At 44.8% G+C, this 26,330-nt stretch carries 24 protein-coding genes and 1 riboswitch; of the genes, 19 read left to right on the forward strand and 5 right to left on the reverse strand.

Features of this window, described 5'->3' with window-relative positions; translation table 11 throughout:
- Positions 1-82: 82 nt before the first annotated feature.
- Together VQ00_RS13910 and VQ00_RS13915 are read left to right on the forward strand one after the other, a co-directional pair.
- Positions 83-1,057 carry a Gfo/Idh/MocA family protein gene (locus VQ00_RS13910; protein WP_046180729.1) on the forward strand — a complete coding sequence of 325 codons (975 nt, stop codon included), beginning with the start codon at positions 83-85 and terminating at the stop codon, positions 1,055-1,057.
- A 2-nt stretch (positions 1,058-1,059) separates the two neighbouring features.
- Positions 1,060-1,680 (forward strand): SGNH/GDSL hydrolase family protein, encoded by a 621-nt coding sequence (locus VQ00_RS13915; protein ID WP_046180730.1) that lies wholly within the window; start codon positions 1,060-1,062, stop codon positions 1,678-1,680.
- A 38-nt stretch (positions 1,681-1,718) separates the two neighbouring features.
- On the opposite strand, the gene VQ00_RS18880 is transcribed toward VQ00_RS13915, so the two are convergent.
- Positions 1,719-1,961, reverse strand: coding sequence for an exonuclease/endonuclease/phosphatase family protein (locus VQ00_RS18880; protein ID WP_046180731.1), 243 nt, complete (start codon positions 1,959-1,961; stop codon positions 1,719-1,721).
- 421 nt (positions 1,962-2,382) lie between these two features.
- On the opposite strand from VQ00_RS18880, the gene VQ00_RS13925 reads away from it, so the two are divergent.
- Complete coding sequence (locus VQ00_RS13925) at positions 2,383-4,047, forward strand: glycoside hydrolase family 13 protein (protein ID WP_046180732.1); 1,665 nt, start codon at positions 2,383-2,385, stop codon at positions 4,045-4,047.
- Between the two features lie 163 nt (positions 4,048-4,210).
- On the opposite strand, the gene VQ00_RS13930 is transcribed toward VQ00_RS13925, so the two are convergent.
- Complete coding sequence (locus VQ00_RS13930; protein WP_052728549.1) at positions 4,211-5,119, reverse strand: AraC family transcriptional regulator; 909 nt, start codon at positions 5,117-5,119, stop codon at positions 4,211-4,213.
- Between the two features lie 213 nt (positions 5,120-5,332).
- Here VQ00_RS13930 and VQ00_RS13935 point away from each other — a divergent pair, with 213 nt between their 5' ends.
- Complete coding sequence (locus VQ00_RS13935) at positions 5,333-7,279, forward strand: glycoside hydrolase family 127 protein (protein WP_245618117.1); 1,947 nt, start codon at positions 5,333-5,335, stop codon at positions 7,277-7,279.
- A 95-nt stretch (positions 7,280-7,374) separates the two neighbouring features.
- Here the strand turns inward: VQ00_RS13935 and VQ00_RS13940 are convergent, their stop codons facing one another.
- Positions 7,375-8,712 carry a 5'-deoxyadenosine deaminase gene (locus VQ00_RS13940; RefSeq protein WP_046180733.1) on the reverse strand — a complete coding sequence of 446 codons (1,338 nt, stop codon included), beginning with the start codon at positions 8,710-8,712 and terminating at the stop codon, positions 7,375-7,377.
- Positions 8,713-8,756: 44 nt separating this feature from the next.
- Positions 8,757-8,856: riboswitch (purine riboswitch) on the reverse strand.
- A gap of 112 nt (positions 8,857-8,968) precedes the next feature.
- Here VQ00_RS13940 and VQ00_RS13945 point away from each other — a divergent pair.
- Positions 8,969-9,379 (forward strand): hypothetical protein, encoded by a 411-nt coding sequence (locus VQ00_RS13945; protein WP_046180734.1) that lies wholly within the window; start codon positions 8,969-8,971, stop codon positions 9,377-9,379.
- Between the two features lie 35 nt (positions 9,380-9,414).
- Here the strand turns inward: VQ00_RS13945 and VQ00_RS13950 are convergent, their stop codons facing one another.
- The gene (locus VQ00_RS13950; protein ID WP_046180735.1) at positions 9,415-11,031 is read right to left on the reverse strand and encodes a PucR family transcriptional regulator; all 1,617 of its coding nucleotides are present in this window, start codon (positions 11,029-11,031) and stop codon (positions 9,415-9,417) included.
- Positions 11,032-11,217: 186 nt separating this feature from the next.
- Here VQ00_RS13950 and uraD point away from each other — a divergent pair, with 186 nt between their 5' ends.
- The 12 genes from uraD to VQ00_RS14010 all read left to right on the forward strand — a co-directional run bounded on the left by uraD (position 11,218) and on the right by VQ00_RS14010 (position 22,865).
- A complete protein-coding gene (gene uraD, locus VQ00_RS13955; RefSeq protein ID WP_245618118.1) occupies positions 11,218-11,739 on the forward strand; it encodes a 2-oxo-4-hydroxy-4-carboxy-5-ureidoimidazoline decarboxylase in 522 nt (173 codons plus the stop codon).
- A complete protein-coding gene (gene uraH, locus VQ00_RS13960) occupies positions 11,727-12,083 on the forward strand; it encodes a hydroxyisourate hydrolase (protein ID WP_046180736.1) in 357 nt (118 codons plus the stop codon). Before uraD ends, uraH begins: the two co-directional genes overlap by 13 nt.
- Before the next feature lie 69 nt (positions 12,084-12,152).
- A complete protein-coding gene (locus VQ00_RS13965; RefSeq protein WP_046180737.1) occupies positions 12,153-13,157 on the forward strand; it encodes an XdhC family protein in 1,005 nt (334 codons plus the stop codon).
- A complete protein-coding gene (locus VQ00_RS13970) occupies positions 13,154-13,849 on the forward strand; it encodes an NTP transferase domain-containing protein (protein ID WP_052728551.1) in 696 nt (231 codons plus the stop codon). The genes VQ00_RS13965 and VQ00_RS13970 overlap by 4 nt, the downstream gene beginning before the upstream one ends.
- A complete protein-coding gene (locus VQ00_RS13975; RefSeq protein ID WP_046180738.1) occupies positions 13,767-14,621 on the forward strand; it encodes an FAD binding domain-containing protein in 855 nt (284 codons plus the stop codon). Before VQ00_RS13970 ends, VQ00_RS13975 begins: the two co-directional genes overlap by 83 nt.
- Before the next feature lie 22 nt (positions 14,622-14,643).
- Positions 14,644-16,899, forward strand: coding sequence for a xanthine dehydrogenase subunit D (gene pucD / locus VQ00_RS13980; protein WP_046180739.1), 2,256 nt, complete (start codon positions 14,644-14,646; stop codon positions 16,897-16,899).
- The gene (locus VQ00_RS13985) at positions 16,865-17,359 is read left to right on the forward strand and encodes a (2Fe-2S)-binding protein (RefSeq protein ID WP_046180740.1); all 495 of its coding nucleotides are present in this window, start codon (positions 16,865-16,867) and stop codon (positions 17,357-17,359) included. The genes pucD and VQ00_RS13985 overlap by 35 nt, the downstream gene beginning before the upstream one ends.
- A 202-nt stretch (positions 17,360-17,561) precedes the next feature.
- Complete coding sequence (locus tag VQ00_RS13990; protein WP_245618119.1) at positions 17,562-18,353, forward strand: ABC transporter ATP-binding protein; 792 nt, start codon at positions 17,562-17,564, stop codon at positions 18,351-18,353.
- 6 nt (positions 18,354-18,359) lie between these two features.
- Positions 18,360-19,214, forward strand: coding sequence for an ABC transporter permease (locus VQ00_RS13995; RefSeq protein WP_046180841.1), 855 nt, complete (start codon positions 18,360-18,362; stop codon positions 19,212-19,214).
- 25 nt (positions 19,215-19,239) lie between these two features.
- Positions 19,240-20,259: an ABC transporter substrate-binding protein gene (locus tag VQ00_RS14000; protein ID WP_046180741.1), complete on the forward strand. Its 1,020-nt coding sequence runs from the start codon at positions 19,240-19,242 to the stop codon at positions 20,257-20,259.
- A gap of 97 nt (positions 20,260-20,356) precedes the next feature.
- Positions 20,357-21,601, forward strand: a complete 1,245-nt coding sequence (gene allC / locus VQ00_RS14005) for an allantoate deiminase (RefSeq protein WP_245618120.1) — start codon at positions 20,357-20,359, stop codon at positions 21,599-21,601.
- Between the two features lie 13 nt (positions 21,602-21,614).
- Entirely contained in the window at positions 21,615-22,865 is a 1,251-nt protein-coding gene (locus tag VQ00_RS14010; RefSeq protein WP_046180742.1) for a pyridoxal-phosphate-dependent aminotransferase family protein, read from the forward strand.
- An 82-nt stretch (positions 22,866-22,947) separates the two neighbouring features.
- Here the strand turns inward: VQ00_RS14010 and VQ00_RS14015 are convergent, their stop codons facing one another.
- Positions 22,948-23,796: an STAS domain-containing protein gene (locus VQ00_RS14015; protein WP_046180743.1), complete on the reverse strand. Its 849-nt coding sequence runs from the start codon at positions 23,794-23,796 to the stop codon at positions 22,948-22,950.
- 201 nt (positions 23,797-23,997) lie between these two features.
- Between VQ00_RS14015 and VQ00_RS14020 the strand changes: the two genes are divergently transcribed.
- Positions 23,998-25,596, forward strand: a complete 1,599-nt coding sequence (locus tag VQ00_RS14020) for an ATP-binding protein (protein WP_046180744.1) — start codon at positions 23,998-24,000, stop codon at positions 25,594-25,596.
- A gap of 5 nt (positions 25,597-25,601) precedes the next feature.
- A complete protein-coding gene (locus tag VQ00_RS14025; RefSeq protein ID WP_046180745.1) occupies positions 25,602-26,303 on the forward strand; it encodes a response regulator in 702 nt (233 codons plus the stop codon).
- Positions 26,304-26,330 lie beyond the last annotated feature (27 nt).

Consider the following 26,330-nt stretch of genomic DNA (forward strand, 5'->3'; position numbering starts at 1 on the left):
TTTGGAACAGGGAAGCGGAAGAATGGTGGATTGTATATCCGAATCGTCAGGCTGTTTTTTTGAATGTAAAGGAGCTGAATAAATGAAGATTGGGATGGTTGGAACGGGTGGATTCAGCCGGATGCATGCAGCTATTTTTACGGATATGACAGACGTAAGGTTTCAAGCAGTTTGCGGAACGAGTCAAGAAAAAGCAGCGGCTTTTGCGGCAGAGTATGGTGATGCAAACGGGTACGACAATGTCACACAGATGCTGGATCAGGAAAAACTGGACGCAGTCTACATCTGTGTCCCGCCTTTTGCTCACGGCGATGTGGAGCAGCAGCTTATTGAGAGGGGAATTCCGTTTCTCGTTGAAAAGCCGCTCGCTGTTAATCTTAAGGTGCCGAACGAAATCACCGTGTCTCTGCAAAAAAAGAATGTGATCACATCGGTCGGTTATCATTTCCGCTATCGTGACACAGTCGCCTCATTAAAAAAAGAACTGGAAACATGCACAGTCGGTATGGTGACAGGAGGCTGGATGGGGTCGATGCCGCTCGTTCCATGGTGGCGCAACCGTGATACATCCGGCGGCCAGTTTGTTGAGCAGACGACACACTTAATTGATTTAGTGCGATACACGCTTGGTGAAGTGGAGGAAGTACACGCAGTGGAAGCAAACAGAATCATGGCAGATCTGCATAAAAACGTAACCGTGGCGGACATCGGCAGCGCGATATTGAAAATGAAAAGCGGTGTTCTAGTTCAGCTGTCGAATACATGTCTGCTGCCACATGGCGTGTTAGAGATCGGGCTTCACTATTTTCATAGCGGCGGTATCGCAAAGATTGATCAAGCTGGGCTAACAAAATGTACGTCATCTATGGAGGTGAAAGAAAAAGACTCAGTGAATCCGTATGTGCGTGAAAATGAAGCCTTCCTTCACGCTGTGCAAACGGGCGATACGTCACGTATTTTATCGAGCTATGAAGATGCATTTCGTACACAAGAAGTAACAGACGCGATCATGAAGTCGGTTGAAAGCAAAAAAACTGTTCAATTAGGAGGAAACTAACCTTGTTTACAAAAGAAGACCGTATTTTATTTATTGGAGACAGTATCACGGACAGCGAACGCCAGGCGGAGCCCGAAGAAATCGGCGATGGATATGTTCGGCTTGTTCGCGACCATTTTATTTGCCAGTCGCCTGCCAATGCGCCGGCCATCGTCAATAAAGGGATCGGCGGCAACCGCGTAACAGACCTGGCTGAGCGGTGGGAACAGGACGTTTTAAAAGGACAGCCGACTGTTTTATCCATTTCCATTGGCATTAATGATGTGTGGCGGCAGCTTGATTCGCAGGGCATTGATCAAATATTGCCCGGGAAATTTGAGACGGTGTATCGCGCCCTGCTCGACCAGTCATCTGGTATCCGGCTCATCCTGATGGAGCCGACTATAATTGAAGAAGACCCACAGTCAAAAGGAAACCAAATGCTCAAGCCGTATGTAGACATTGTCCGGAAGCTCGCTGAAGAGTATGGGGCTGTACTCGTGCCGGTTCATCAAGCATTTATTGGTTATTTAAAAGAAGGCAGTGAATATAAATTAACGACAGATGGCGTACATATGACCTCGATCGGAAATATGCTTATGGCGCGGACATGGCTTACAGCAGCCGGTGCAGTGTCGAAATAAGAAAAAGGCGATCTCTTCAAAGGGAGACCGTCTTTTTCTTATTTAATCGTCACTTCAACACCAAAATGATCGGGCACAACCGCTTTATTGACATCATTAAAAATAACAGCGGACGCTTCCACATGGACGGGTTTGTTCACAAAAATATAATCAATCCACAAATCCTGTTTGTTTCCATCCGTCCCACCCATCATCGCGATGAGCTTCCCGACAGAGATCATAATACCGGCAGCAGGCATCACAGCCACAACAACTAAAAGCGCTTTCCTGAGTTTTGCCAAAAATTAAAAGAGATGAATTTCTTCATCATCAATTCTCCTTTTGCTAAAAGTTAAAGGCTTACAAAATATTTAAGAAATCGTTTGCGTGAATTTCATTCTAATAAGCTCGCTTTCATTTGGCAAGAGTGAATTTGAAAAACTTTTGAATATAAGGATATTTATTGTTTTAAAAAGTTGAAAATGGGAATCAGTATAAAAATTGTTCTTCTTAAATCATGAAAATAAATATTTTTAGTGAAAACGATTGCACGAATATTTTTCATATTTTATACTAAGTCGTGTTAAATAACTGAAAAATGCTTGTGCGCATGAAGCGCAGGTGGAAAAGGTCATGCGAGAAACTTTCAGCCTTCGCATTCTTTTTTTGCATCCGTGCTAAAATACACGTAGAAAATATTCTAGAAGATTCGGGGGACGTCTTATGAGTAAAGTATGGTGGAAAGAAGCGGTGGCGTATCAAATTTATCCGCGCAGCTTTTTGGATTCAAATGGAGACGGTATTGGGGATATTCAAGGGGTGATCGCGAAACTTGATTACTTAAAGGATCTTGGTATCGACGTTATTTGGATTTGCCCGATGTTTGAATCGCCGAACGATGACAATGGCTATGACATTAGTGATTACAAAGAAATTATGGATGAATTCGGGACGATGGCCGATTTTGACGAACTCCTGCAAGGTGTTCATGAACGTGGAATGAAACTGATCCTCGATCTTGTGATCAACCATACGAGCGATGAGCATCCGTGGTTTATTGAATCACGCTCATCAAAAGACAATCCAAAACGTGATTGGTACATTTGGCGTGACGGAAAAAACGGCGCGGAGCCGAACAACTGGGAAAGTATCTTCGGCGACTCGGCGTGGGAATATGACCAGACGACCGAGCAGTTTTTCCTGCACCTGTTCTCGAAAAAGCAGCCGGATTTAAACTGGGAGAACCCGGAAGTGCGTCAGGCGCTATACGAAACCGTTAATTGGTGGCTAGATAAAGGCATCGACGGTTTCCGTGTGGATGCAATCAGCCATATTAAAAAGGTTGAAGGTCTAATTGATATGCCGAATCCAAAGGAACTTAAATATGTGCCGTCATTTGACCACCATATGAACGTAAAAGGCATTCAGCCGCTTCTGGAAGAACTGAAAACTGAAACATTTGCGAAATACGACATTATGACGGTTGGCGAAGCAAATGGTGTAACAGCGGATGAAGTCGATGAATGGGTAGACGAGGAAAAAGGGAAGTTCAACATGATTTTCCAGTTTGAACACCTTGAACTGTGGAATGCGGAAACGAAAACGGGACTCGACATTCCCGGCTATAAAAAAGTGATGACCAAGTGGCAAAAAGCGCTCCAAAATAAAGGCTGGAATGCGCTGTTTATTGAAAATCATGACAAAGCGCGTGTCGTCTCCACATGGGGAAATGACCAGGAGTACTGGTGTGAAAGTGCGACATCCTTTGCGGCAGTCTACTTCTTAATGCAGGGGACACCGTTTATTTATCAAGGGCAGGAAATCGGCATGACGAATGTGAAATACGAAGATATTGACGATTACAATGACGTCCGGACGAAAAACATGTACCGTCTTGGGATCGGTGCCGGTATTAATCACGAGGAAATGATGGAGATTATCTGGCATTCAAGCCGTGACAACTCACGCACACCGATGCAATGGTCCAAGGAAGAAAATGCTGGCTTCACAACAGGCAGGCCGTGGATTAAATTAAATGAAAATTATAAGAGCATTAACGTCGAAGCCCAGCTGCAAAGCGAAGGCTCGATTTTGAACTTTTATAAAAAGATGATCAAAATGAAAAAAGCAAATGAAGTTTTCACGTATGGCATATACGATGAAGTGCTAGAAGAAGATACACGCTTGTTTGCATATACGCGGACGCTTGGCAATGAAAAAGTGATCGTGCTCAGCAACTTGTCTGATCAGCCGGTGCCTGTAAAAAAAATGGACGGCATCACGTATAAGTTTGCTAACTTAATACTTCATAACTACAAGGTGCCGGAAGAAAATCCGCCGGGTGAACTCATTTTACATCCTTATGAAACACGTGTTTATAAAGTGTGATTTAAAACGGCTTAAACATTCACTGTTTGAGCCGTTTTTTTGTGTGCAGGGCCGGTAAAATGAAAATAGGGGCGGAATAAATCATGTTTGGGGCGGTAAATCATTTTGTCGCCTCAAACCGCATGGAAACCGCCCGAAAATACGATTTATCGCCCTAAAACGGTTACTCTTTGTTAAGAGGAATACGATGATAGGCTTTCCTATATTTAGACGGGGTCAGTTTTTCATATTGCTTGAACAGCCTCATAAAATACCGTTCGTCCTGAATGCCAATGGTCCTCGCGATATTTCCGACGCTTTCATTCGACATTGTCAGTAAATCCTTTGCTTTTGATAATTTCAACATATGAATATATTCATGCACCGTCAAGCCGGTTTCTTTTTTGAAAAAGCGGCATAAGTAATCACGGTTGTAGTTAAATTGCTCGGCGATTTTCCCTGTCGACAGCTTTTCAAGTGAATTTAAACGAATCCATTCTAAAATCGAAGCCATTTTTTTATCAGAATTTTTTTGATCGGACGCAAGATGAAAGTTCTTAATCGTTTGTTCCGACAGTTCGATCAGTACAGAAGTCGCCAAATAATCAACGGCGCGGCTGTGGTAATAATGGGCATTTGCTACATCGAGCAGCTGGTTGAACAAAATGGTCAATCGGTCTGATTGATGTGGAGCGGAAAAGAAAGGCAGAAAGACAGCTGATTCATTCTGATACAGCTCCGGTTTTGATTGAATGGCCTTTACGTGCTGATCTACTTCGAGCTCATTCATAACAAAGGGATCGCTTTCGTCAGAAAATAAAAAATGAAACCAGTAAAAAGATGTTCCGGGCGGGCATTCTTTATATCCTTGATGAACTTTATGCGGAGGCAAAATCAATAAATCACCCGGATTCACTTCAAATGTAGTGGATTCGCATTGAATATAAAGCGTTCCATGAAGGCCGATAATCATTTCATAATCCCCAATCGAGCGCTTCATATGTGTCCAAGGGACCTCGGTAATGAACTTACCACCGAGTGTAAACACAACAGGCTGCTGAAGGGAAGCGTGCAAATATTCTTTTAACATCATCCGTCACCCTTTTTAATCTGAATTGATAAGTTAGTCAGTTTTGTCCACCAATTATGCGGTTTCATGTACTGATTTTGATTTTATCAATATGCTATTCTTTAAACAAGATAAACATTGTAAGCGCTTTAAAAATAAAAAGGGGAAGGAAAGGAAAAGTCAGTTTTATTTGATGATTGAAGATGGTGCAAAGGGCATGTAAATGGAGGGTGAAGAATGACGCATACAAAAATGAAAAACAATGTGAATGTTCAAGTGACCGATTCGTTTTGGAAACGATACATGGATATCGTTCGGCATGAAGTAATTCCATATCAATGGGAAGCGTTAAATGACAGAATTCCGGACGCAGTGCCAAGCCGCGCGATTGAAAATTTTAAGATTGCGGCAGGTGATGAAACAGGCGAATTTCATGGATTTGTTTTTCAAGACAGCGATGTGGCTAAATGGATTGAAGCTGCAGCGTTTAGCTTGGAAAATGCGTCGGACGCGGGACTTGAACAGGCAATTGATGAAGTAATTGATTTAATTGGCCGTGCGCAGCAGGAAGACGGATATATTAATACGTATTTTACGATTAAAGAACCAGAAGGACGGTGGAGTAACTTACGTGATCAGCATGAACTTTATTGCGCCGGTCATATGATCGAAGCCGCTGTTGCGTATTATTATGCTACAGGCAAGCGGACATTTCTTGATATGATGTGCCGGTTTGCAGACTATATTGACGAAGTGTTCGGCAAAGAAGAAGGAAAAATACGCGGGTACGATGGCCATCAGGAAATTGAGCTTGCGCTTGTGAAACTATATGAGGCAACCGACAATAAAAAATACTTGAACTTAAGCAGCTATTTCATTGATGAAAGAGGACATCAGCCACACTTTTTTGATTTAGAAAAGGAAAAAAAGCAAGATGATCATCCGTTTTTTTGGAATGACAGCTATGGCTATCACCAAGCGCATGTGCCGGTCAGAGAACAGAAAAAAGCGACGGGTCATGCGGTGCGTGCTATGTACATGTACACAGCAATGGCGGATCTTGCATTAAAATCAAATGACGATGAACTGAAAAAAGTGTGTGAAGATCTATGGGAAAATGTCACGACAAAACAAATGTATGTGACGGCTGGTGTAGGGTCGATGGAATTTGGCGAAGCCTTTTCAACAGACTATGATTTACCGAATGATACAGCGTACACGGAAACGTGTGCTTCGATCGGACTGGTGTTTTGGGCGAAGCGGATGCTCAACTTACAAGCGGATGCAAAATATGCAGATGTCATGGAAAGAGCGCTGTACAACGGAACAATAAGTGGAATGGACTTGGACGGAAAGAAATTTTTCTATGTAAATCCGCTGGAGGTTCAGCCGGAAGTGTGCGAACATCGCCAGGATCATCATCATGTAAAGCCTGTCAGACAGAAGTGGTTCAGCTGTGCATGCTGCCCGCCGAATTTGGCCCGTTTAATTTCGTCAGTCGGACATTATTTGTACACAGTCCGGCAAGATGAGCTGTATGTGCATTTGTATGCAGGGAATAAAGCGGACGTGCAGCTAAACGGACAAAACGTTGTGATTGATCAACAAACGAGCTATCCGTGGGATGAAAAGGTGTCGATAACTGTTACGCCAGAGCAGGAAAAAAGCTTCACAATAGCGCTCCGGATTCCAGGCTGGTCGAAAAACGCGCAAATCCTGTTAAACGGCGAAAAAGTAGAGTATTCGACGTTATTGAAAAAAGGCTATGTACATCTTACTCGTTCTTGGAAACAAGGTGATCAAATTGAACTTGTTTTTCCGATGCCAGTTGAAAAAATTCGTGCAAATCCAAAAGTAAAAGAAAATGCGGGGAAAGTAGCCCTGCAGCGTGGTCCAGTCGTTTATTGCCTGGAAGAAGCAGATAATGGGAAACAGCTATCAACAATTAAAATATCGGAAAATTCAGAATTAAATCCGGTGTTCAAACCGGATTTGTTGGATGGAGTTGTCGTAATTGAAGGAAATGGAGTTCGCACGAGTGCGAACGATGCCTCATGGGAAAATGTTTTGTATCAGCCGATAAAACAAGAGTCTGTAGACGTTTCAATCAAAGCGATTCCTTATTTTGCATGGTGTAATCGTGAACCGGGTGAAATGATCGTCTGGATTCGGGAGGAAAACTAACAGTCAATTCAAAATGAAAAACTTCTTGGATAAAGAAAAGGCGATCCTGTCAAAAACAAATATGTTTTGATGGAACCGCCTTTTTTGAGGATAGTTTAACTGACAATGGCCGTCCGGCTGAGCAGTCGTTTAATCGATGCATCTGCTTCTTTCAATACGGTTTCTTTGTCAATCGTTTTCATGATATTGTTTTCCATCACGATCTGGCCATTGACAACGGTCGTTTCCACATCTGCGCGTGTAGCGGAATACACGATACGTGAAATTGGATCGATGTCATAGGAAGGAAATGTATGGAAATGGTTTAAATTTAAAATCGCCAGGTCCGCTTTTTTACCGATTTCAATGCTGCCGATTTCGTGATCCATCCCGACAGCACGGGCGCCGCCAATTGTCGCCATTTTAAAAACGGTGCGGGCATTCATGCTCGTTGGGCCATGAATCGGCTTTTGAATAAGAGCGGCGAGTCGCATTTCATTAAACATATCCAAGTTATTATTGCATGGAGCCCCGTCCGCACCTAAACTGACCGATGAGCCGGCATCAAGCAGATCCGGCACGTCGGCGATGCCGGAAGCGAGCTTTAAGTTCGAGCCCGGACAATGACTGACGTGGACGCCGCGCTCTTTAATGATTCGTTTTTCCTGTTCATCCAGCCAAATGCAGTGGGCTAAAATGAGCCGCTCGTTCGCAAGGCCGAGGTGATCGAGATAGACGACGTTGCGCATACCGGTTTCCTGCTCAACGATCGCAATTTCTCCTTTGTTTTCAGAAGCGTGGGTGTGTACTTTTACGTTGTAGTGTGTGGAGAGCTTCTGCACTTCTCTTAACAGTTCTTCTGTACAAGAAACCACAAATCGCGGTGAAAACGCATATTGGATGCGGCCGCTGTCATACATATGCCATTTTTCCAGTAAATCGACACTTTTCTGAATGGACTCCGCCGTTTTTTCCTGCAGTCCGATTGGCACTTCATTGCCTTTGTCCATCATCACCTTGCCGGATAATGCACGGATCCCGCTTTGGGCAATGGCGCGAAACGCGAAGTCGGTATGATTGACTGTTTCCATATCGACAATGGTTGTCGTACCGCTTTGCAGCAGTTCCCCGATGCCAAGCATAGCCGAATAGTAAATAGATTCTTCATCATGGGATGCTTCAAGCGGCCAAATCCGCTCTTTTAGCCAGTCCATCAGTTCAAGGTCATCCCCTTTTCCGCGAAACAGCGTTTGACATAAGTGGATATGTGTCTGAATAAACCCGGGGATCACGGTCCGCCCGGATGCGTCAATGACACGGTCGGCGATTGCCTCATTAAGAGAAGGACCGACGGATTCTATTCGGTCTTCATTAATAAGAAGATCTCCTCTGATGATTTCTTCTTTTGCATTCATCGTCACAATTTGTGCGTTTTTAATGAGTAAGCTGCCCATCTTCATTCCTCCAATTCATTATAAAAAGACTACGAAAAAATCAGCAATGGCACTGATTTTTTCGTAGCCAGGAATTTACGGTTCCGAGTAGAGACCATTAACCCGTATCGTTAAGGATATACGAAAAGTATAAGCTGATCATATGAAGTTATGAGACGGGATGCAACTTATCTGTTAGAAAATCTCACGCAAATTCTGCCAGTAATCTAAAGTCATGATTAAATAAGGATAACGATAATCATGAGGAGGCTGCATTATGAATGTACAGTTTTTAAACGAACAGCATAAAAGCCGTTTTGAGCTGGCGCAGGCCTCAATGCCTGTTATGCAGCGGGCAGATCGTTCTAAGCTTGCTTTCGTATTTTTAATTACAGGAGACCGGAAGCTGCGAAAAAAGATCAGCCCGTATATTAGTTTAAAGGACGGTCGTTTTTTATGGCCGGATACGTTGATGGACCGCGATTTAACGAATGGCGATGATGCGCTTTTGACACTGGCACTTCAGTTTTTAAGTGACGTGAAAGCAACAGCCCCGATCCATTTAATGGATGAATTAACTGACGATCAGTTAAGGCTGGCGCTAAATGCCATAATTGTCCGGCGTACCGGAATTCAATGTTCTCCCAATAAAGAAAAAACGGATGAACGCTATTATTACTATATATGAAAGAAGCCTAGGGGGTCGTTCCCCGGGCTTCTTTTTTACGTATTCAGTAAGTGCTTGATGCGCAAAGCGAGACGGATTTGCAGGGAAAAGTCAGGGTCTTTCAGTGAAGTGCCGAGCAGTTCTTCGCACTTTTCCAGTCTGTAGACGACGGTATTCCGGTGTACAAACAGCCGCTTGGCGGTTTCGGAAATGTGACAATGGCTTTCCATATAAACAAACAGTGTATCAAGCAGCGATTTCTCTTCTTCTAAATTACCGAGCTTTAGCTGCTGGACAGTATGCTTGTAAAACTGTGTTAAGTCTTTCGCTGGAAGCAGCCGCAGCAGTTCGCTCACGTCTTTTGTCCGATGGAAGTGGACGGAAGAAGGTCCGCTCGACAGTCGGTTTGTTTTTAACGCATCACGTGCTTCTTTGTAGCCTTGACGAACGAATAAAAGCGAGGAGCACAGGTGGCTGACGCCAAATGACATTGTCATTTTATGCTCACGGCTCATGCGAGTTTGCAGCTTTTTTAAAAAAGAAGCAGTAAACGAGTGAGTGTCTTTAACATGATCCGGTACTTTTAAAAGCAGGATCAATGTTTCGCCTTTCGTGAACAAATGGCAAGGTACGTCCATCGTATGCAATTCCTTTTCGAAAAAATAATAAATTTCATCCAGCTCTTTTTGGTTCGTGTAATACGACCATTCTTCTTCTGGCGCATCTATCCGCCCGGCGGCGCAAATGTATTTTTGCTTCAGCGGCAAGTCGAATTCCTTCGCCCGGCTGACAGCTTCTTCCTCGCTTGAAAACGCATCATCTAAAAAGTTTGAGAAGAATTCATTGCGTATCCGGCGTGTAAACTGCTTAACGGCATCTTCCTTTAAAAGTTCAAATGAAATGACGTTCAATGCCTGCTCAATGGTTAACAGCTTTACATGCTCTGTCGGATAAATTGGTCCTTCCAGCAGGAGCAATGCCGCTTTTTTCTCATGCGTATAAACAGGAAACAGCGTGTAGTCTTTTTTTGGGGACAGTGTGCTAAACGCCGTAAAAGTAGAACTCGGCGATAAAAAGGAACCGTGCTGGGACGCCCATTTTTTAAATGGAGAAAGCACTTCGGCTAATGAATCATCGCCGGCAATTGGCGAAAAGTAAGCGGTGCATAAAAAGGCACTGTGTCCGGTGAGTTCTGTTAAGTTTGCCAGCAGAACATTTAACCCTTTTCCGCTCATAATGTGGCCTGAAAACAGTTTATGCGTATCAATAGCGCCCCGTAATTCACTTGTTCGCTTATCGAGAATGATATTGAGCATTTGGTTCACAGTTTCGCCGAGTGACCAATTTTCGGGGATTTCAACGATTGGAAATCCAAGGTCATCCGCGAGGAGAACAGCTTCTGACGGAAGTTGACCGAAAAAACGTTTCGTTTTAATGAAGAGCGCCGCGCAGTTTTTTTGTGCCATTTGTCCAATGAGGCGAACAAGCTCGTCTGGCTCATCTTTTACATGATAGCCGGTTGTCACAAGTAAATCATTCGGTTTTAAATAAGGGAGAATATCGGGGGCATCCATCATTGTAACGTTCGTAATATCGTTTAAAACGCCTCTTTCACCAGCAGCAAGCTTAATGTCGTGAAAAGGAGGTTGAGCGAGCAGTGTTTTTAATTTCACTAAAATCCCTCCGTAAAATAACTTATGTTATATTATATAACATAAAATGAGTCGGTTTTGTGAAAAAAAGCAGAAATAAATTAATTTTTTAGTAATTATAACTAATGACAGAGTATGTTTTTCCTTGTAAACTCATATTATGTTACGTGTTATTACACAATAAAGTTATAAAAAGGGTGTGGGAAATTGCTGACGATACAGTCTGTAAATCAAATGAAGAAAGTTTCCTTCGTTCAGCATTTTGGTGGAGTATTTGAGCATTCGCTCTGGGTGGCAGAACAGGCTGTGCGTGATCGTCCTTTTCATTCGGTAAAGTCTTTGTATGAAAAAATGGCATCGATTGTACAGGAGTCGGCTGTTTCTGATCAGCTGGCCTTGCTGAGAAACCACCCGAACCTTGGAGCGAAAATAAAGATGACCGATGCATCGGTAAAAGAACAGACCGGTGCGGGATTGACGTCACTTACAAAAAACGAGTTCGACCAATTTTCGATGCTGAATAAGGCCTATACAAAAAAATTCGCTTTTCCTTTTATTATCGCTGTGCGCGGCAAAACGAAAGAAGACATTTATCGTCAGATGGAATTGCGTTTACAAAATGATAAGGATACTGAATTTGACATCGCTTTAAATGAAGTATTCAATATTGCTTATTTTCGAATAACAGACATCGTCACAGAAGAGGAGCCGAGTAAATGCCTGCATTAACGACGCATATTTTGGATTTAACTCACGGGCAGCCGGCAGCAGGTGTCGCCGTGGAGGTCTACTTTTTTGAAAACGAAACGGAAAAGAAAAAAATCGTGCAATCTGTTACAAATCGGGATGGCCGGGTAGATGAACCACTCGTTTCCGCAGACGAATTCCAGGAAGGCGAATACGAGCTGTTGTATTACATTGGCGATTATTTTCATCAAAAAGAAACCAATATTGTTGATCCGCCTTTTTTAAACCGTGTATCAGTGCGAGTCAGTCTGTCGGCTGCCGAAGCGCATTATCATATTCCGCTTCTCATCTCGCCATGGGGTTATCAAGTATATAGAGGAAGCTGACAAAAAGGGCAATGATTTTTTAAATCAGCGCCCTTTTTTCGCACAGTGAATTTGGATGGAGGAATCAATATGGAAGACATTCATGATTTGTTGGATGCCATTGACTCATCTTCTGTTGGTGGAGTACTGGCGGCAGTCGTTAAAGTCACGGGATCCGCGTATAAAAAAGAAGGCGCGGCGATGCTGTTTAAAGCGGATGGAACACAAGTCGGCCTGCTGAGTGCCGGCTGTCTGGAGGAAGATTTATCCGAACGGCTGAGAGAAAGCGATGAGCCGTATAGGGAATTTGTCTATGACATGCGTGATGAAGATCAGCTGTCGTGGGGAGAAGGATCCGGCTGCAACGGAGTCATCCACGTGTGGACGGAAAAGTTAAGCGAGGCATACGTGGCGCATTTGCTTCAATTGAAAAAAGCGCTTCGGGCCGGCCGGTCTGTATTAATGTTGAAAAAGGGGGGCGCCCGTTCAGGTTATTTATTCATTCCGGATGAAGGTGAACCGTTTGGGTGCTGGGAAGGCGGCGTCCCTGATGACTGTCGGGTGATTGAGCGGGGCATGTTTTTCAGCAAAGCGCTGGGCAGTGACGTATACGTACACCGGATTCGTCCGAAGCGGAGGCTTGTTGTTTTCGGGGCGGGACCGGATGCACGGCCGCTCGTTTCGTTCGCGGCGGGTGCCGGGTTTTCTGTCACTGTTTCCGATTGGCGTCCGGCTTTTTGTACTGCAGCTCATTTTCCGGCCGCTGAAAAACATGTTATCGGTTTTCCATATGAAGTGATCGACAGGATGGAACTAAAACCAAACGATTGTGTAGTGATCATGACGCACAATTTTAAGCGGGATCAAGAGTTAATCCATGTTTTAAAAGATAAAGAACTACTGTATCTCGGTGTGCTCGGTTCTAAAAAAAGAACAGCCCGCCTGTTCGGATTGGATCCTCTTCCTCAGGGTATTACATCACCCGCCGGGCTGTCCATTCAGGCGCAGGGAGCGGAGGAAATTGCGATCAGTATTGTGGCCCAGCTTATTGGAGTAAGCCATTCTGTTCCCTTGAAAGAAGCGGCTTGTTTATGAGTGGTCCGGTTATCGGCATCTTGCTTGCGGCCGGCAACAGCCGCCGGATGGGAACAAATAAACTGGCACTGCCGCTCGGCGACACAACAATTGGCAGTGCATCACTGAAGTCGGCGCTCTCATCAACGCTCGACCATGTCATTATTGTTCAGAAAAAAGAAGACGAAGCTCGATGGATTCACCCCGCTTTTTTCAAAAAAGAAAACTGGTCACAAGCAGCGTGCGAAGACGCGTTTCGTGGACAGGCGCATTCACTGGCTGCCGGCTTAAAAGCGGCAGAAGAAATGGGTGCACAGGCAGCTGTCATTCTGCTGGCAGATCAGCCGTTTGCGGGTTCCCGATTGATTGATCAGGTGATAGATACTTATAAAGAAAAGGGTGCGTCATTTGTGGCATCGCGTTTTGACGGAACGCCCCGTCCGCCTGTTCTTTTTTCGAGCCGTCTTTTCCCGGTGCTGCAAGGGCTGCAGGGGGATCGGGGAGCAGGAAGTTTGCTGAAGCAGCCGTCTTTTGCACACAAAGGCATGATGATAGATGTTGAAATGGCACGTCCTTTTTTTGATATTGATACAAAGCATGATTACGAACAAGTAGTGAGGAGGGGATGGGATGGATGTGTCAATGCCGGTGCCGACGTCCGTCTGGCAGCCCGGGAGTTTGGAAGAAGCCTGGTCGTTAAAGAAAGAACTTGATGGCGTGTCCCAGTTTATCGCTGGCGGAACGCTCATGCAAATGCAGCGGGAACAAGGGGTTGTGTTTCCCCCTCATTTAATCAGTCTGGAACAACTCCGTGAACTGGCGGATATTGAAGAAACGGTAGATGGATCGATTCGAATTGGGGCACTGACCGATCTGGAAACGTGCCGGACGCATCTGCTGGTGAAAAAAATGTGTCCGTCCTTATCGGAAGCGATCGGCACAATTGCATCACCAGCTGTGCGAAATCGAGGCACGATTGGCGGCAATATCCTGTATGGAATCGGTGATGCCATCCCGATTTTGCTGGCGATGGACGCGCGGCTTTCCTGGTTTTGCGAAAATGGCATTCGGTCTGAATGGCTGTCTGATTATGTGAACAGACAGGAGAGCCTGGAAGAAGGAGCAATTTTGACCGACATTACGATCCCTTCTCTGGTAAAGGGGCATTGCTTTTTTCGCAAAATCGGCCGCAGAGAAACGTTTATTCCATCGATTGTCACTGTCGCAATGTATATGGAGATGGCGGACCAAAACGTGATCAGGTCGATCCGGATTGTGGCGGGCGGCGGGGTGAACACGCCGCGGCGTTTAAGGGGATGTGAAGAAATGCTGGTCGGAAAACAGCTGACGGATGATTTGTTGTCGGCGCTTTCTATCAAAATAAAAGAAGAGTCGGCATTGATTGGCGATGTGTTTGCGTCAGCGAATTACCGCCGGACAGTGGCCGCGAATCTACTTTTAACGGAACTGCAATCTGTCCGGTAAAACCGGAGAAGGGAGCATAGTAATGGCAAAAAAAATCCGGCCGGACGGCAAAGAGAAAGTGACGGGGCGGCTGAAGTATTTAACTGATCTTGCCTTTTCGAATATGCTGTACGGCAAAATTTTAAGAAGTCCTTATCCTCATGCCCGTATTCTTTCAATTTCTACAGATAAAGCGAGACAGCTCCCTGGCGTACAGGCGGTTATTACCCATAAAGATGTGCCCGGCTTAAACGGTTTTGGCATCGTGACACCAGATCAGCCAGTGTTGTGCAAAGATATCGTACGCTATGTCGGAGATGCGGTGGCAGCTGTCGCGGCGGATTCTGTTGAGACTGCCACACGGGCGCTTGAGCTGATTCATGTTCAATATGCACCACTTCCTGTTCTGGACAGTCCAGAAAAAGCATTGGAAGAAGGGGCACCGCTTCTTCATCCGAACGGCAATGTTCTTCACCGTGCCGGTTTTCAAAAAGGGGACATCGAATCAGAATTTGCAAAATGTGCGGCAATTGTAGAAGAAACCTATCATGTGCCACGCCAGCTGCATGCGTATATGGAAACGGAAGGCGGAGTGATTGTGCCGGAAAAAGACGGCAGTCTTACTGTTTACGTCGGCACGCAGCACGGCTTTAAAGACCGGTTTCAGCTTGCCAGAATTTTAGGGATGCCTGAAGAACATATTCGCGTCGTATCAAGTCCGATGGGCGGCTCATTCGGTGGGAAAGACGAACTGAACATCCAGCCATACGGCGCGTTGCTCGCGCTTTCGACAGGAAAACCGGTGAAAATCCATCAAACGAGACAGGAATCGATACGCTCAAGCATTAAACGTCATCCGATGAAGATTACGATGAAAACCGGCATCGATCAAGATGGCAGGCTACGCGCTCATCAAACAACGATTGTGGCTGATACCGGTGCCTATGCAACACTTGGACCGGCCATTTTGGATTTCGCGGTCGAGCACACATCCGGTCCATACATGATTCCGGCAGTAGATACAAAGGGTATTTCTGTTTTTACAAATAACGGCGTTTCCGGGGAATTCCGTGGATTTGGAGGCAATCAAGTTACATTTGCCCTTGAAGGACAAATCGATCGGCTGGCCGCTGCAATTGGAATGGATAGTGTGGAGATGAGACGTCTTAACATTCGAAGGGAACATGATCTTGGACCGCTCGGCCAGCAGATTGCCGAAACAAACGGTGCTTTAGACGTGCTTCAATCAGCAGCTGCTGTATATGCCGAGAAAAAACCGTCATCACAAAATCAGGATCGATGGAAGCGGACCGGCACTGGCATGGCGATCACGATGCATGGCGGCGGGCTCGGATTCGGCCGGATGGACCCTGCCGGCGGGCGGTTGTCGCTGAAAGAAGACGGAAAAATTGAAATTTCATTTGGATTTGAAGAAGCAGGACAGGGCATTCTTGCCGTCATTGAAACGATTACGACAGAGCAGCTTGGATGCGCAAAAGAAGACATTTCAATTATGATCGGCGATACATCGCTTGTGCCATCATCCGGGTCAACAACTGCATCACGTGGAACGAGTATGGTCTGGCATTCACTGCAGCGATTGAAAAAGCCATTTTTGCAGAAACTGCTGACTCGGGCGGCGCGGAAAACCGGAACGAAAGAAGGGCAGCTTTCAATCGGTCCAGGTGGTATTTGGGAAAACGGTGAATGCAGGCTGTCATTCCGAGAGCTTGCGTCTGAGCAGGCGCCGATTGTTATCTCGACTCAGTTTGATTTTCCGGTTTCGCCGGACCCGATAGATTCCGCTCATTTTTTATACACGTACAGTGGTGTTGTTGCGCAGGTGGAGGTGGATCTGTTAACAGGCAGGATAAATGTGACGGAACTGCATCAATCGCTCTCTGCCGGTCCAGTTGTAAATGAAATGGGCTATCTAGGACAAATCGAGGGTGGCGGTGTTATGGCGCTCGGTTATACGCTGATGGAAGATGTGATAATGGCAGATGGTCATTACGTGACAGAAAACCTGGATTCCTATTTAATTCCGGGGATTAAGGATGTGCCCTTTAACTTACAGGTGAAGGCGGTCGAATCGCTGCCGGCAGAAGATGATTATGGTCCGCGTGGTGTCGGTGAAATTGGTACCATAGCTGTAGCGCCGGCGATCGCCAATGCCATTTATGATGCGGTCGGATTGCGGGTCAGCCAGCTGCCGGTCAAGCCGGAGACCGTGTTGAAGTCAACGGAAGAAAGGGGTGTCCTGCATGGAAGCCAATCATCAAACAGCGGGGGGAACTGAGACGGTATCGGTTTCTTTTTTATTAAATGGTGAGCACATTCAACTGAACGTCTCACCCGTTATGAGAGCGGTTGACTTGATCCGCGGCGAGCTCGATCAAACCGGAACAAAAATTTCATGCGGCATTGGTCGCTGTGGAGCCTGTTCAATCTTAGTGAATGGGAAATTAGCGGTTTCATGCCTGCTTTTGGCTTACCAGCTTGAAGGAGCCTCTGTGATAACAATCGAAGGGCTCTCAGATCAAGACGAGGTGCATCCTATTCAAAAGGCATTTCTTGAGGAGGGGGGCTTTCAATGCGGCTACTGCACACCGGGGATGGTCATGGCGGCAAAGTGTTTACTTGACTCGAATCCTGAACCCGATCGACAGGCTATTCAAGAAGCTCTCTCAGGCAACCTTTGCCGCTGTACCGGGTATGGCGGTATCATCCGATCCGTGCAGTGTGCCAGTTCAAAATAAAACGTTGTCAGATAATCTAACGAAAAAAGACTTAATCTTATAAGGATTAAGTCTTTTTTCTCTTTTATCACTAATAATCTAAACAATTTTTAGTGATAATGCATATTGAGGTTCAGCTTTATCCCTACTATGATGTTAGTAGATATCACATAGACGAAGAATGTCGTTCTGAAGGAAGAATTAGTCGGGAGGAGAGATCGACGTGACAATAGAACAAAAGCAGGCAGTTTATTTTCAAAATGTCAGCAAAATGTATAACACAGGCACGATTGCTCTTAATCATTTTGATTTTCCAGTTGAGGAAGGAGAGTTTATCAGCTTTCTCGGACCGTCCGGCTGCGGCAAATCCACTGCGCTGCGAATGGTGGCCGGGCTCGGATCGCCAACGACAGGAGACGTAACTGTTTTCGGGAACACACCAGAAGACCTTATTAAAAATACAAATGACATTGCATTTGTTTTCCAGGATGCAAACCTGCTTCCGTGGCGCAGTGTACTCGATAATGTCCTATTGCCGCTCGAACTTCGGGGAGGTAATAAAAAAGAAAAAAAAGAAGCCGCGGTGAAGGTGCTTGAAATGGTCGGATTAAAAGACCATTTGAAATCATATCCGAGACAGCTGTCCGGCGGAATGAGAATGCGCGTGTCCATTGCACGGGCACTGGCGGCTAAGCCGAAGCTTCTGCTTATGGATGAACCGTTTGCGGCACTGGATGAAATTACCCGGCAGACACTTCAAATGGAGCTGCTCGACATATGGGAAAAAGAAAAAATGACTGTTCTATTCGTTACCCATAACGTGTATGAAGCCGTCTTTTTATCTTCTAAAATTGCTGTTATGTCCGCACGGCCGGGAAGACTGTCATCCGTTATTGATGTGAACCTTCCCTATCCACGTGAACCGGGTATGAGAACAGATCCGGCTTTTTCAAAATATGTCGGCATTGCATCAGCCAGCCTTGAAAATCATGAACAGCGGAAGGAGACTGTATAAATGGCGATGTCAGAAGTGGAAATGACGAAGCAGCAAACAGCTTTAGCAGAAGCAGGAAAAAAGAAAAAACCAGTTGCTTCTACCTTTAAAGAAATGTACCTTGGACCGATTGTCGCATTCGTTTTATTTATCTCTTTATGGCAGCTTATTCCGGTAGTGCTTGGGCTTCCGCATTACATTTTGCCGAAACCGACCGATGTATGGGAAGCCACAGTTTCGGACTGGGCACTGCTCGCGGAAGCGATCCGCATTACCATTTTTGAATCGGTCATCGGCTTTTTACTAAGTGCTGTCATTGGCATTGGCGTTTCCGTTCTTTTGGCCAGCTCAAAAATATTAGAGCGAAGCATTTATCCATATGCGATTATTTTACAGACGATCCCGGTCGTGGCGGTAGCGCCGATTGTCGTCATCTGGTTTGGTGCCGGCTTTAACTCGATCGTCGTTATTTCCTTTCTGATCGGCTTTTTCCCAGTTATTTCGAACACGTTAATGGGCCTTAATTCTGCTGATAAAAATATGGATGAGCTTTTCACGCTTTACAACGCGTCAAGGTGGCAAAGAATGTGGAAGCTGCGCATTCCTGCAGCGATGCCATATATTATGGCTGGATTAAAAATTTCTTGTACGCTATCGATTGTCGGCGCAATTGTTGGTGAATATGTAGCCGGCATAGGCGGTGGAAACGGCGGCCTTGGTTATGCGATTACGGTCGCGGCCATTCAAGTGAAAACATCGTTTTTATTTTCATGCGGGATTGCGGCAGCGCTTCTTGGCATCAGCTTTTACCTGCTCATCAGCTTGTTTTCAAAAATGATGCTTGGCAGCTGGCATGAATCGGCTATGAAATCAGAAAAATAAAGAGATAGATAGAGGAGGAAGTGAAATGGAGATTGTAAAGTGGAAACAAAAAGGGGTACTCGCCTCTATGTTAGCGATGAGTTTAATGCTCGCGGCATGTGGAGGGGAAAACGCGTCGAATACAGAAAGTGAAACAGCCAGTACTGAAAGTAAAACAGAAGACGTAAAGCTCGTTTTAAACTGGTTTCCTAAATCTCAGCACGGCGGCGTGTACAGTGCGGTTGAAGAAAATGCTTTTGAAGAAAATGGCTTAAATGTAGAGGTAGAGCCGGGCGGACCGCAAGTATCGCCTATTCAGATCGTCGCAGCTGGTGATGCGCAGTTTGGCCTTGCGCATGCGGATCAAATGCTGATTGCACGCAATCAGGGCATTGATCTTGTCGCAGTAGCGGCAACGATGCAAGGCAGCCCTCAGGCATTTATGTTCCATAAAGGTGAAGGCATTCAGGACTTTGAAGATTTAAACGGCCGGGAAGTTTTTGTCCAGCCGGGCATTACATATTGGGACTTTCTAAAAAGCAAATACGATTTAAGCAAGGTTACCGAGCTTGGCTACAACGGCCAGCATGTAAATTTCATCGACAATAAAACGTCGGTGACACAGTCTTTCTTGACATCCGAGCCGTTTTTCATGGAACAGGAAAATGTGCCGGTTGAAACGTTGCTCGTGTCAGAATCTGGTTATGACCCGTACAATGTGGTGCTCTTTGTAACAAAAGATTATTTGGAAAGCAACAAAGAAACGGTCCAAAAATTCGTTGCTTCTTATGTAGAAGGCTGGGAGTCATATGAAGATTCGGCGGGGACAATCAACGAAGTTATTGTCGAAGAAAACCCGAACATTGAGCTTGAAGCGTTAAACTTTGAAACTGAAACCCAGCACGACTATGTGTACGGCATGGATGCCGCCGAGCATGGAATCGGCTACATGACACAGGAACGCTGGGATACACTGAAAAACCAATTGCTTGATATTGGCCTGCTTGAAGAAGATTTTGAAACAAGTGACATGTTCAGCACTGAATTTTTACCGGAACACCATTGATCAGTGACCAAAAAAAAGAAAGGCTATCTCATGCTTTTGAGACAGCCTTTTCTTTTCCAAAAATAAGAGGACAGCACGTCAGTCAGGAGGAAAAGGTGTGAGTATTCCCGTACGAGAAGCAGAATATAAGTTTCCAACAGCAGATGAGATGATCAAGTGGCTTGCGTCGTTTGGTGCAACAGCGAACGGCGGTGTGACAAGGCTTTTATATTCAGAAGCTTGGAGTGAAGCCCAGCATGCGTTAAAGAGCGTCATGCAGCAAAAAGGACTTGATGCCCGGTTTGATGAAGTTGGAAACTTGTTTGGACGTCTTACTGGCACTGATGAACCAGAATCGGTTATTTTAACTGGCTCTCATATTGATACAGTAAAAGATGGCGGGCAGTTTGACGGCGCATATGGCATCGTCGCAAGCTTAATGGCTATGCAGCGTTTATACGAACAATATGGTCCGCCTAAACGGACTATTGATGTTGTTTCACTGGCGGAAGAAGAGGGGAGTCGTTTTCCACTGACGTTTTGGGGATCTGGCTGGATCACGGGACGTTACTCATTAGAGGAGGCGGAGCATATTTATGATGCAGACGGTATTTCGCTAAAAGCGGCGATGGAAGCGGCGGGATTTGGCTTGAAGCCGCGCTCGATCGAAACAAAAAAGCCGAAAGCCTTTGTTGAGGTTCATGTAGAACAGGGTATCGTGCTAGAAAGGAAGAAAAAGTCGATCGGTGTGGTCAGCCATATCGTTGGCCAGCGCCGATACACGGTTCAATTTAAAGGTGAAAGCAACCACGCCGGCACGACCCCAATGTTGATGCGGAAAGATGCGATGCGGCTTATGGCAGAGTGGGTCATATTTTTGTCAGATGAAGCGGAAGCGATAGATGAATCACTCGTCGCAACGGTTGGAAAAGTGACCGCAAAGCCAAACATGCCGAATGTAGTTGCGGGTAAAGTAGAATGCAGCCTCGATGTCCGTCATTACGACATGAAGATTTTAGATCAATTTGAAGAAAAATTAAAAGAATTTAAGAAACGGGCTGATCGCCGGGGCATGACGATGAGTATCAATCAATGGATGAATGTTAAGCCAGTTGCGCTGGACCAGGAAATGATGAAATCGGCTGCCCGGCAGGCGGAGCATTTAGGATTTTCTTATGAAACATTGATTAGCGGGGCAGGTCACGATTCACAAGTGTTTGGCGGATATTGCCCGACAATGCTGTTATTTGTGCCGAGCCGACATGGCATTAGCCATTCACCTGATGAATGGACGGAGCCGGACGATCTTGAAAAAGGCATTCAAATGCTGATGGGCGAGCTTTACGCCCTCGCTTATGTGTAAGGAGGAAAACAAGATGACGTATACAGATTTAAACACACCCATTCGGACAATCATGACACCTGGACCGGTGGAAGTAGACCCGCGTGTGCTGCGCGCAATGACAACCCCAATTGTCGGTCAGTTTGATCCGGCATTTACTCACATAATGAATGAAGTGATGGAGATGCTCAGAGTCTTATTTAAAACAGAAAACAAATGGGCGTTTCCAGTAGACGGTACGTCACGATCCGGCATTGAAGCAATGCTGGCAAGTGTGATCCGGCCGGGGGATCGCGTACTCGTACCAGTTTACGGACGATTCGGTCATTTACTAATGGAAATTTGTGAACGGTACGGTGCAGAAGTAGACGCAATGTATGCAGAATGGGGCACGGTTTTTGACCCGGCAGAGGTCATTCAAAAAATAACGGAAACAAAACCAGATATTGTAGCAATGGTTCATGCGGAAACATCAACCGGATGTATGCAGCCGCTGAAAGAAATCGGACAAGCGTGCCGTGAAATGGATGTTCTGTTTATTGTGGATGCGGTTGCATCAATTGGCGGTACAGATGTACGGGTGGACGAATGGTGCATCGACGGATTAATCGCCGGCACACAAAAATGTTTGTCCGTTCCATCAGGCATGGCGCCGCTAACATATAATGACCGCATTGAAAGACGAATCGCAAGCCGGAAAAAAGTGGAGCGCGGCATCGCGACAGAAGAAGAGCTGAAGCAGCAGAATACAACGTTTATCCGCAGTAATTATTTTGATCTCGGCATGCTTCAGGACTATTGGGGGCCGCGCCGGCTGAACCATCATACAGAAGCAACATCCATGCTGTACGCGCTTCGTGAAGGGCTGCGGATTTTACTTGAAGAAGGGTTGGAAGAACGATTTGCCCGCCACGTTTTTCATGAAAAAGCGCTTATGGCAGGAATCGAAGCAATGGGTCTCGAATTATTTGGCAGGAGAGATGTAAAACTGCCGACGGTCACGTGTATTAAGGTGCCTGAGGGAGTTGAAGCGGATTCCGTCCGCAATATGCTTTTAACGGAATTCGGCATTGAAATTGCCAGCTCATTCGGGCCGCTTCACGGGAAAATTTGGCGGATCGGCACGATGGGCTATAGCTGCCGTCGTGAAAATGTGCTTGCGGTGCTCGGTGCATTAGAAGCAGCCTTGATTCGCCACGGCGTTCAGGTTCATCGGGGGGAAGCGGTTCAGGCAGCGCTCGACTGCTACATGAAGCCGGCAGTGAAAGATCCAGTTGAAGCATAATGAAAAAGCTTCAGAACGTTGTAGAAGAATAGCAAAAAGGCTTTGTCAAAAGAAGTAAATGTCTTTTGACAAAGCCTTTTCATTATGAAAATAAATAAGAAGATTGCTGTAAATCTTTTAAAGCGGTCTCCAAATTTGCTTTTACATCCATTTCACCAATATTAATACCGATTGTGATCATCGTTTGAGCCACTTCCGGACGAATCCCGATTAATGAAGCTTCAACGCCAAGCAGGGACAGCGCATTAATCACTTTAAAAATTTGATCCGCGACCATTGTATCGACGGTGACAACACCGGACAAATCAAGAAGCAAATGTGAAAGCTGCAAGTGCGCCGCTTTTTGAAGCACTTCTTCCATTAAAAATTTTGCCCGTTCTGTGTTCATGCTGCCGATCAGAGGAAGCACTGCCACACCTTTTGTGATTGGAACGACTGGTGCCGATAGCTCCAAAAACGCCTGATTGGATTCCTCAAGCGTTTCCTGATGAAAATGCACATAAGAAAGGCTGAAGGCATAGACAGCCTCATCCAGCAAGGGATCTAAAATGGCGATCATTTCAAAGACTGTATCTACCGACATTTGCTGCTGCTTTACTTCAAGCTTTAAAGCGTCCCATATAGCAGCGCGGAACATACTTGTGGTGCGAAGTGCTTCATCCATTGGAAGATCCATGCTGCAGGCTATTTCTCCTGTTTTCCTCCCCCATTGGTTGAACCTTTTCATGGCGAAATCTGTTTTCGGCTGTTCAACAAGAATATCCCCAAACATTTGAATAAAGTTGGCCCGATACTCCAGTGCTTCTTGTGTGTCCGATTCGTCTTTTTCATAAATCCCTTCTGTTTTAAGGCGATTTTTGTAAATATTCCGGGCAATTTCATATTTTCGATCAACCAGCTTTTCACCAAGAACACGTAGTTCATTGTTCATTACGGTTTCCTCCACTAGACTAATAGTTACAGACACAAAGACACTTGGTTTTTCCCTTTTTTGTAGAAGGTTAAACAATAAATTTTTATGAATAAAATGAACATAATGTTGACATTGCGGAGTGTATGAAGAATTAATAAGGATAGGACAAGCGAGGATTGATCGCCTCATTAGAAGGAAATTAGAAAGCGAGTCAAACGAATGAAAAAAACATTTAAAAAACCAAAGCTGCTTACACAAATGATTGGCCTTATTTCAATTGTTGTTTGTTTTACGGTTTTGTTTGTAAGCGCTATCTTTTATTCGATGATCGATGAGATGACAGAAGAAGCACTTGGAAATCAAGCAATGACCGTTGCGAAAATGGCTGCTCAAAAAGAAAGAATTATTCAAGCGTTTGATGATCCGAATCCGTCCGTCGTAATTCAGCCTATTGCAGAAGAAATTCGAAAATCGACCGGTGCGGGTTATGTAGTGATCGGTAATAAAGAAAATATTCGGTATTCACATCACATCGAAGAAAATATCGGAAAAACGATGGGAACGAGCAGCAGCCGGTCTATACATAAAGGAGAATCAGTTATATACGAAGGAACAGGAATATCCGGTTCGGCTATAAAAGCAAAAACACCTATTTACAACGATGATGGCGAGATTATTGGTGTATCGTCGGTCGGGTTTTTAACAAATGAAGCGAAGAAGAGAATTGCTGAATATCAATTTAAATTATTTTTCTTTTCCCTTTTTATCAGCCTCCTTGGTGTAACTGGCGCAGTCATTATTGCCAAACGAGTAAAGAAACTGATTTTTAATCTGGAACCGGAAGAAATTTCTTTTCTATTTAAAGAAAAAGAAGCGGCACTCGAATCGATCCGGGATGCGACTGTGGCTGTAAACAACCATTATCAAGTGACGTCCATCAATAAACGGGCAAGAGAACTGCTGAAAGATCAAATTGAACTCGACGGAAAAATCATTAATGACCGGCTTATCCATATGATGGAATCGGTCATTACATCAAAAAAGAGTATGGTGAATCAAAAGTTTTTATTTGGTCATCAACTCTATATGGTCGACGGTTCTCCTATTTTGGAGAAAGAGAAAACAAGAGGCACCGTCTTAACGATACGCCCTGTTTCGGAAATTGAAAAAATAGAGGAAGAAGTTTCGGTGATTAAAAGCATCAGCGATAATGTTCGTGCGCAAAATCACGAGTATTTAAATAAATTAAATACAATTTATGGATTAATGACATTAGGACAATATGATGAAGCGAGATCCTTCATATCTGATGAAGTGAAGGAGCGCCAAGATACTGTTGTGTTCTTAACATCTTCTGTCAAGGATCCATTTATCGCAGCATGTCTGCTCGGAAAAATTCACCGCTCTAAAGAATTAAAAGTACAGCTTGATATTGATGAAAACAGCAACCTTTCTTATATACCGCCGTCTTTTGACACAAAGCTATTCGTCACCATTTTGGGAAATGTAATTGACAATGCGATGGAAGCAGCGATCCGCTTAAAAGAAGCACAGGCACATGTGAATGTTTCCTTTACTGACTTTGGGAGTGATCTTGTTTTTGACATTGAGGACAATGGACCCGGTATTCCGGAAGAATATCAGGAGCAAATTTTTAAAGAAGGTTTTACAACAAAAGAGGGAGAAAATCATGGGCTTGGACTGGCTATTGTAAAAAATACGCTGCAGAAGCTGAATGGGGAAATTTATGTTTCCGCTTCAAATTCAGGCGGTGCACAATTCACCATTGTGATACCGAAAGAATCAAATAGGGAGTGATCAAGATGTCCGAGCAAATTATTAATGTAATGATCATTGAAGATGATGAAACAACGATCAATATTTATAAAAAATTCATACAAAATCTGGAAGGTTTTCGAATCATGGCTTCCGCGAGTAATGGAAAGCAAGCGTTGGATTTATTACATGTGTTTACGCCGGAGTTAATTTTACTTGATGTCTTTCTTCCAGATATGAGAGGCACCGATTTACTATGGGAAATCAGGAAGGAGGTCCGCGGTGTGGATGTTATTATGATTACCGCCGCAAATGATGTTCATACGGTAAGTGAAGCCATCAGAGGCGGCGCATTCAGCTATATGATGAAACCGATTATGATTGATCAGTTTTTATCGACACTTGAGCAGTATAAAGAAACGAGAGAGAAATTATTTCATTCAGCGACCGTTGAGCAAAATGATGTGAATCGTTTTTTTGGTATGAAAAGCCAAAGTGATTCTTTGAAAAAAGAAGAACAGCCGGATGAGCTGCCAAAGGGGATTGATAAACATACATTAAAAAAAGTCCGCACACAGATGAAGAAAATAACGGAAAGCATCAATGCGGAAGAGACAGCGCAAGCCATCGGAGCGAGTAACTCTACCGTCAGACGTTATTTGGAATATCTGGTTTCAAAAGAAGAGATTGAAGTGGATATTATGTACGGAACAATTGGCCGTCCAGAGCGAAGATACCGTAAAAAATAACCCGGCCGTCAGCTCTTGCCGCTGACA

It is taken from the genome of Domibacillus tundrae, from assembly GCF_000970675.1.
Classification (GTDB): Bacteria; Bacillota; Bacilli; order Bacillales; family Domibacillaceae; genus Domibacillus; species Domibacillus tundrae.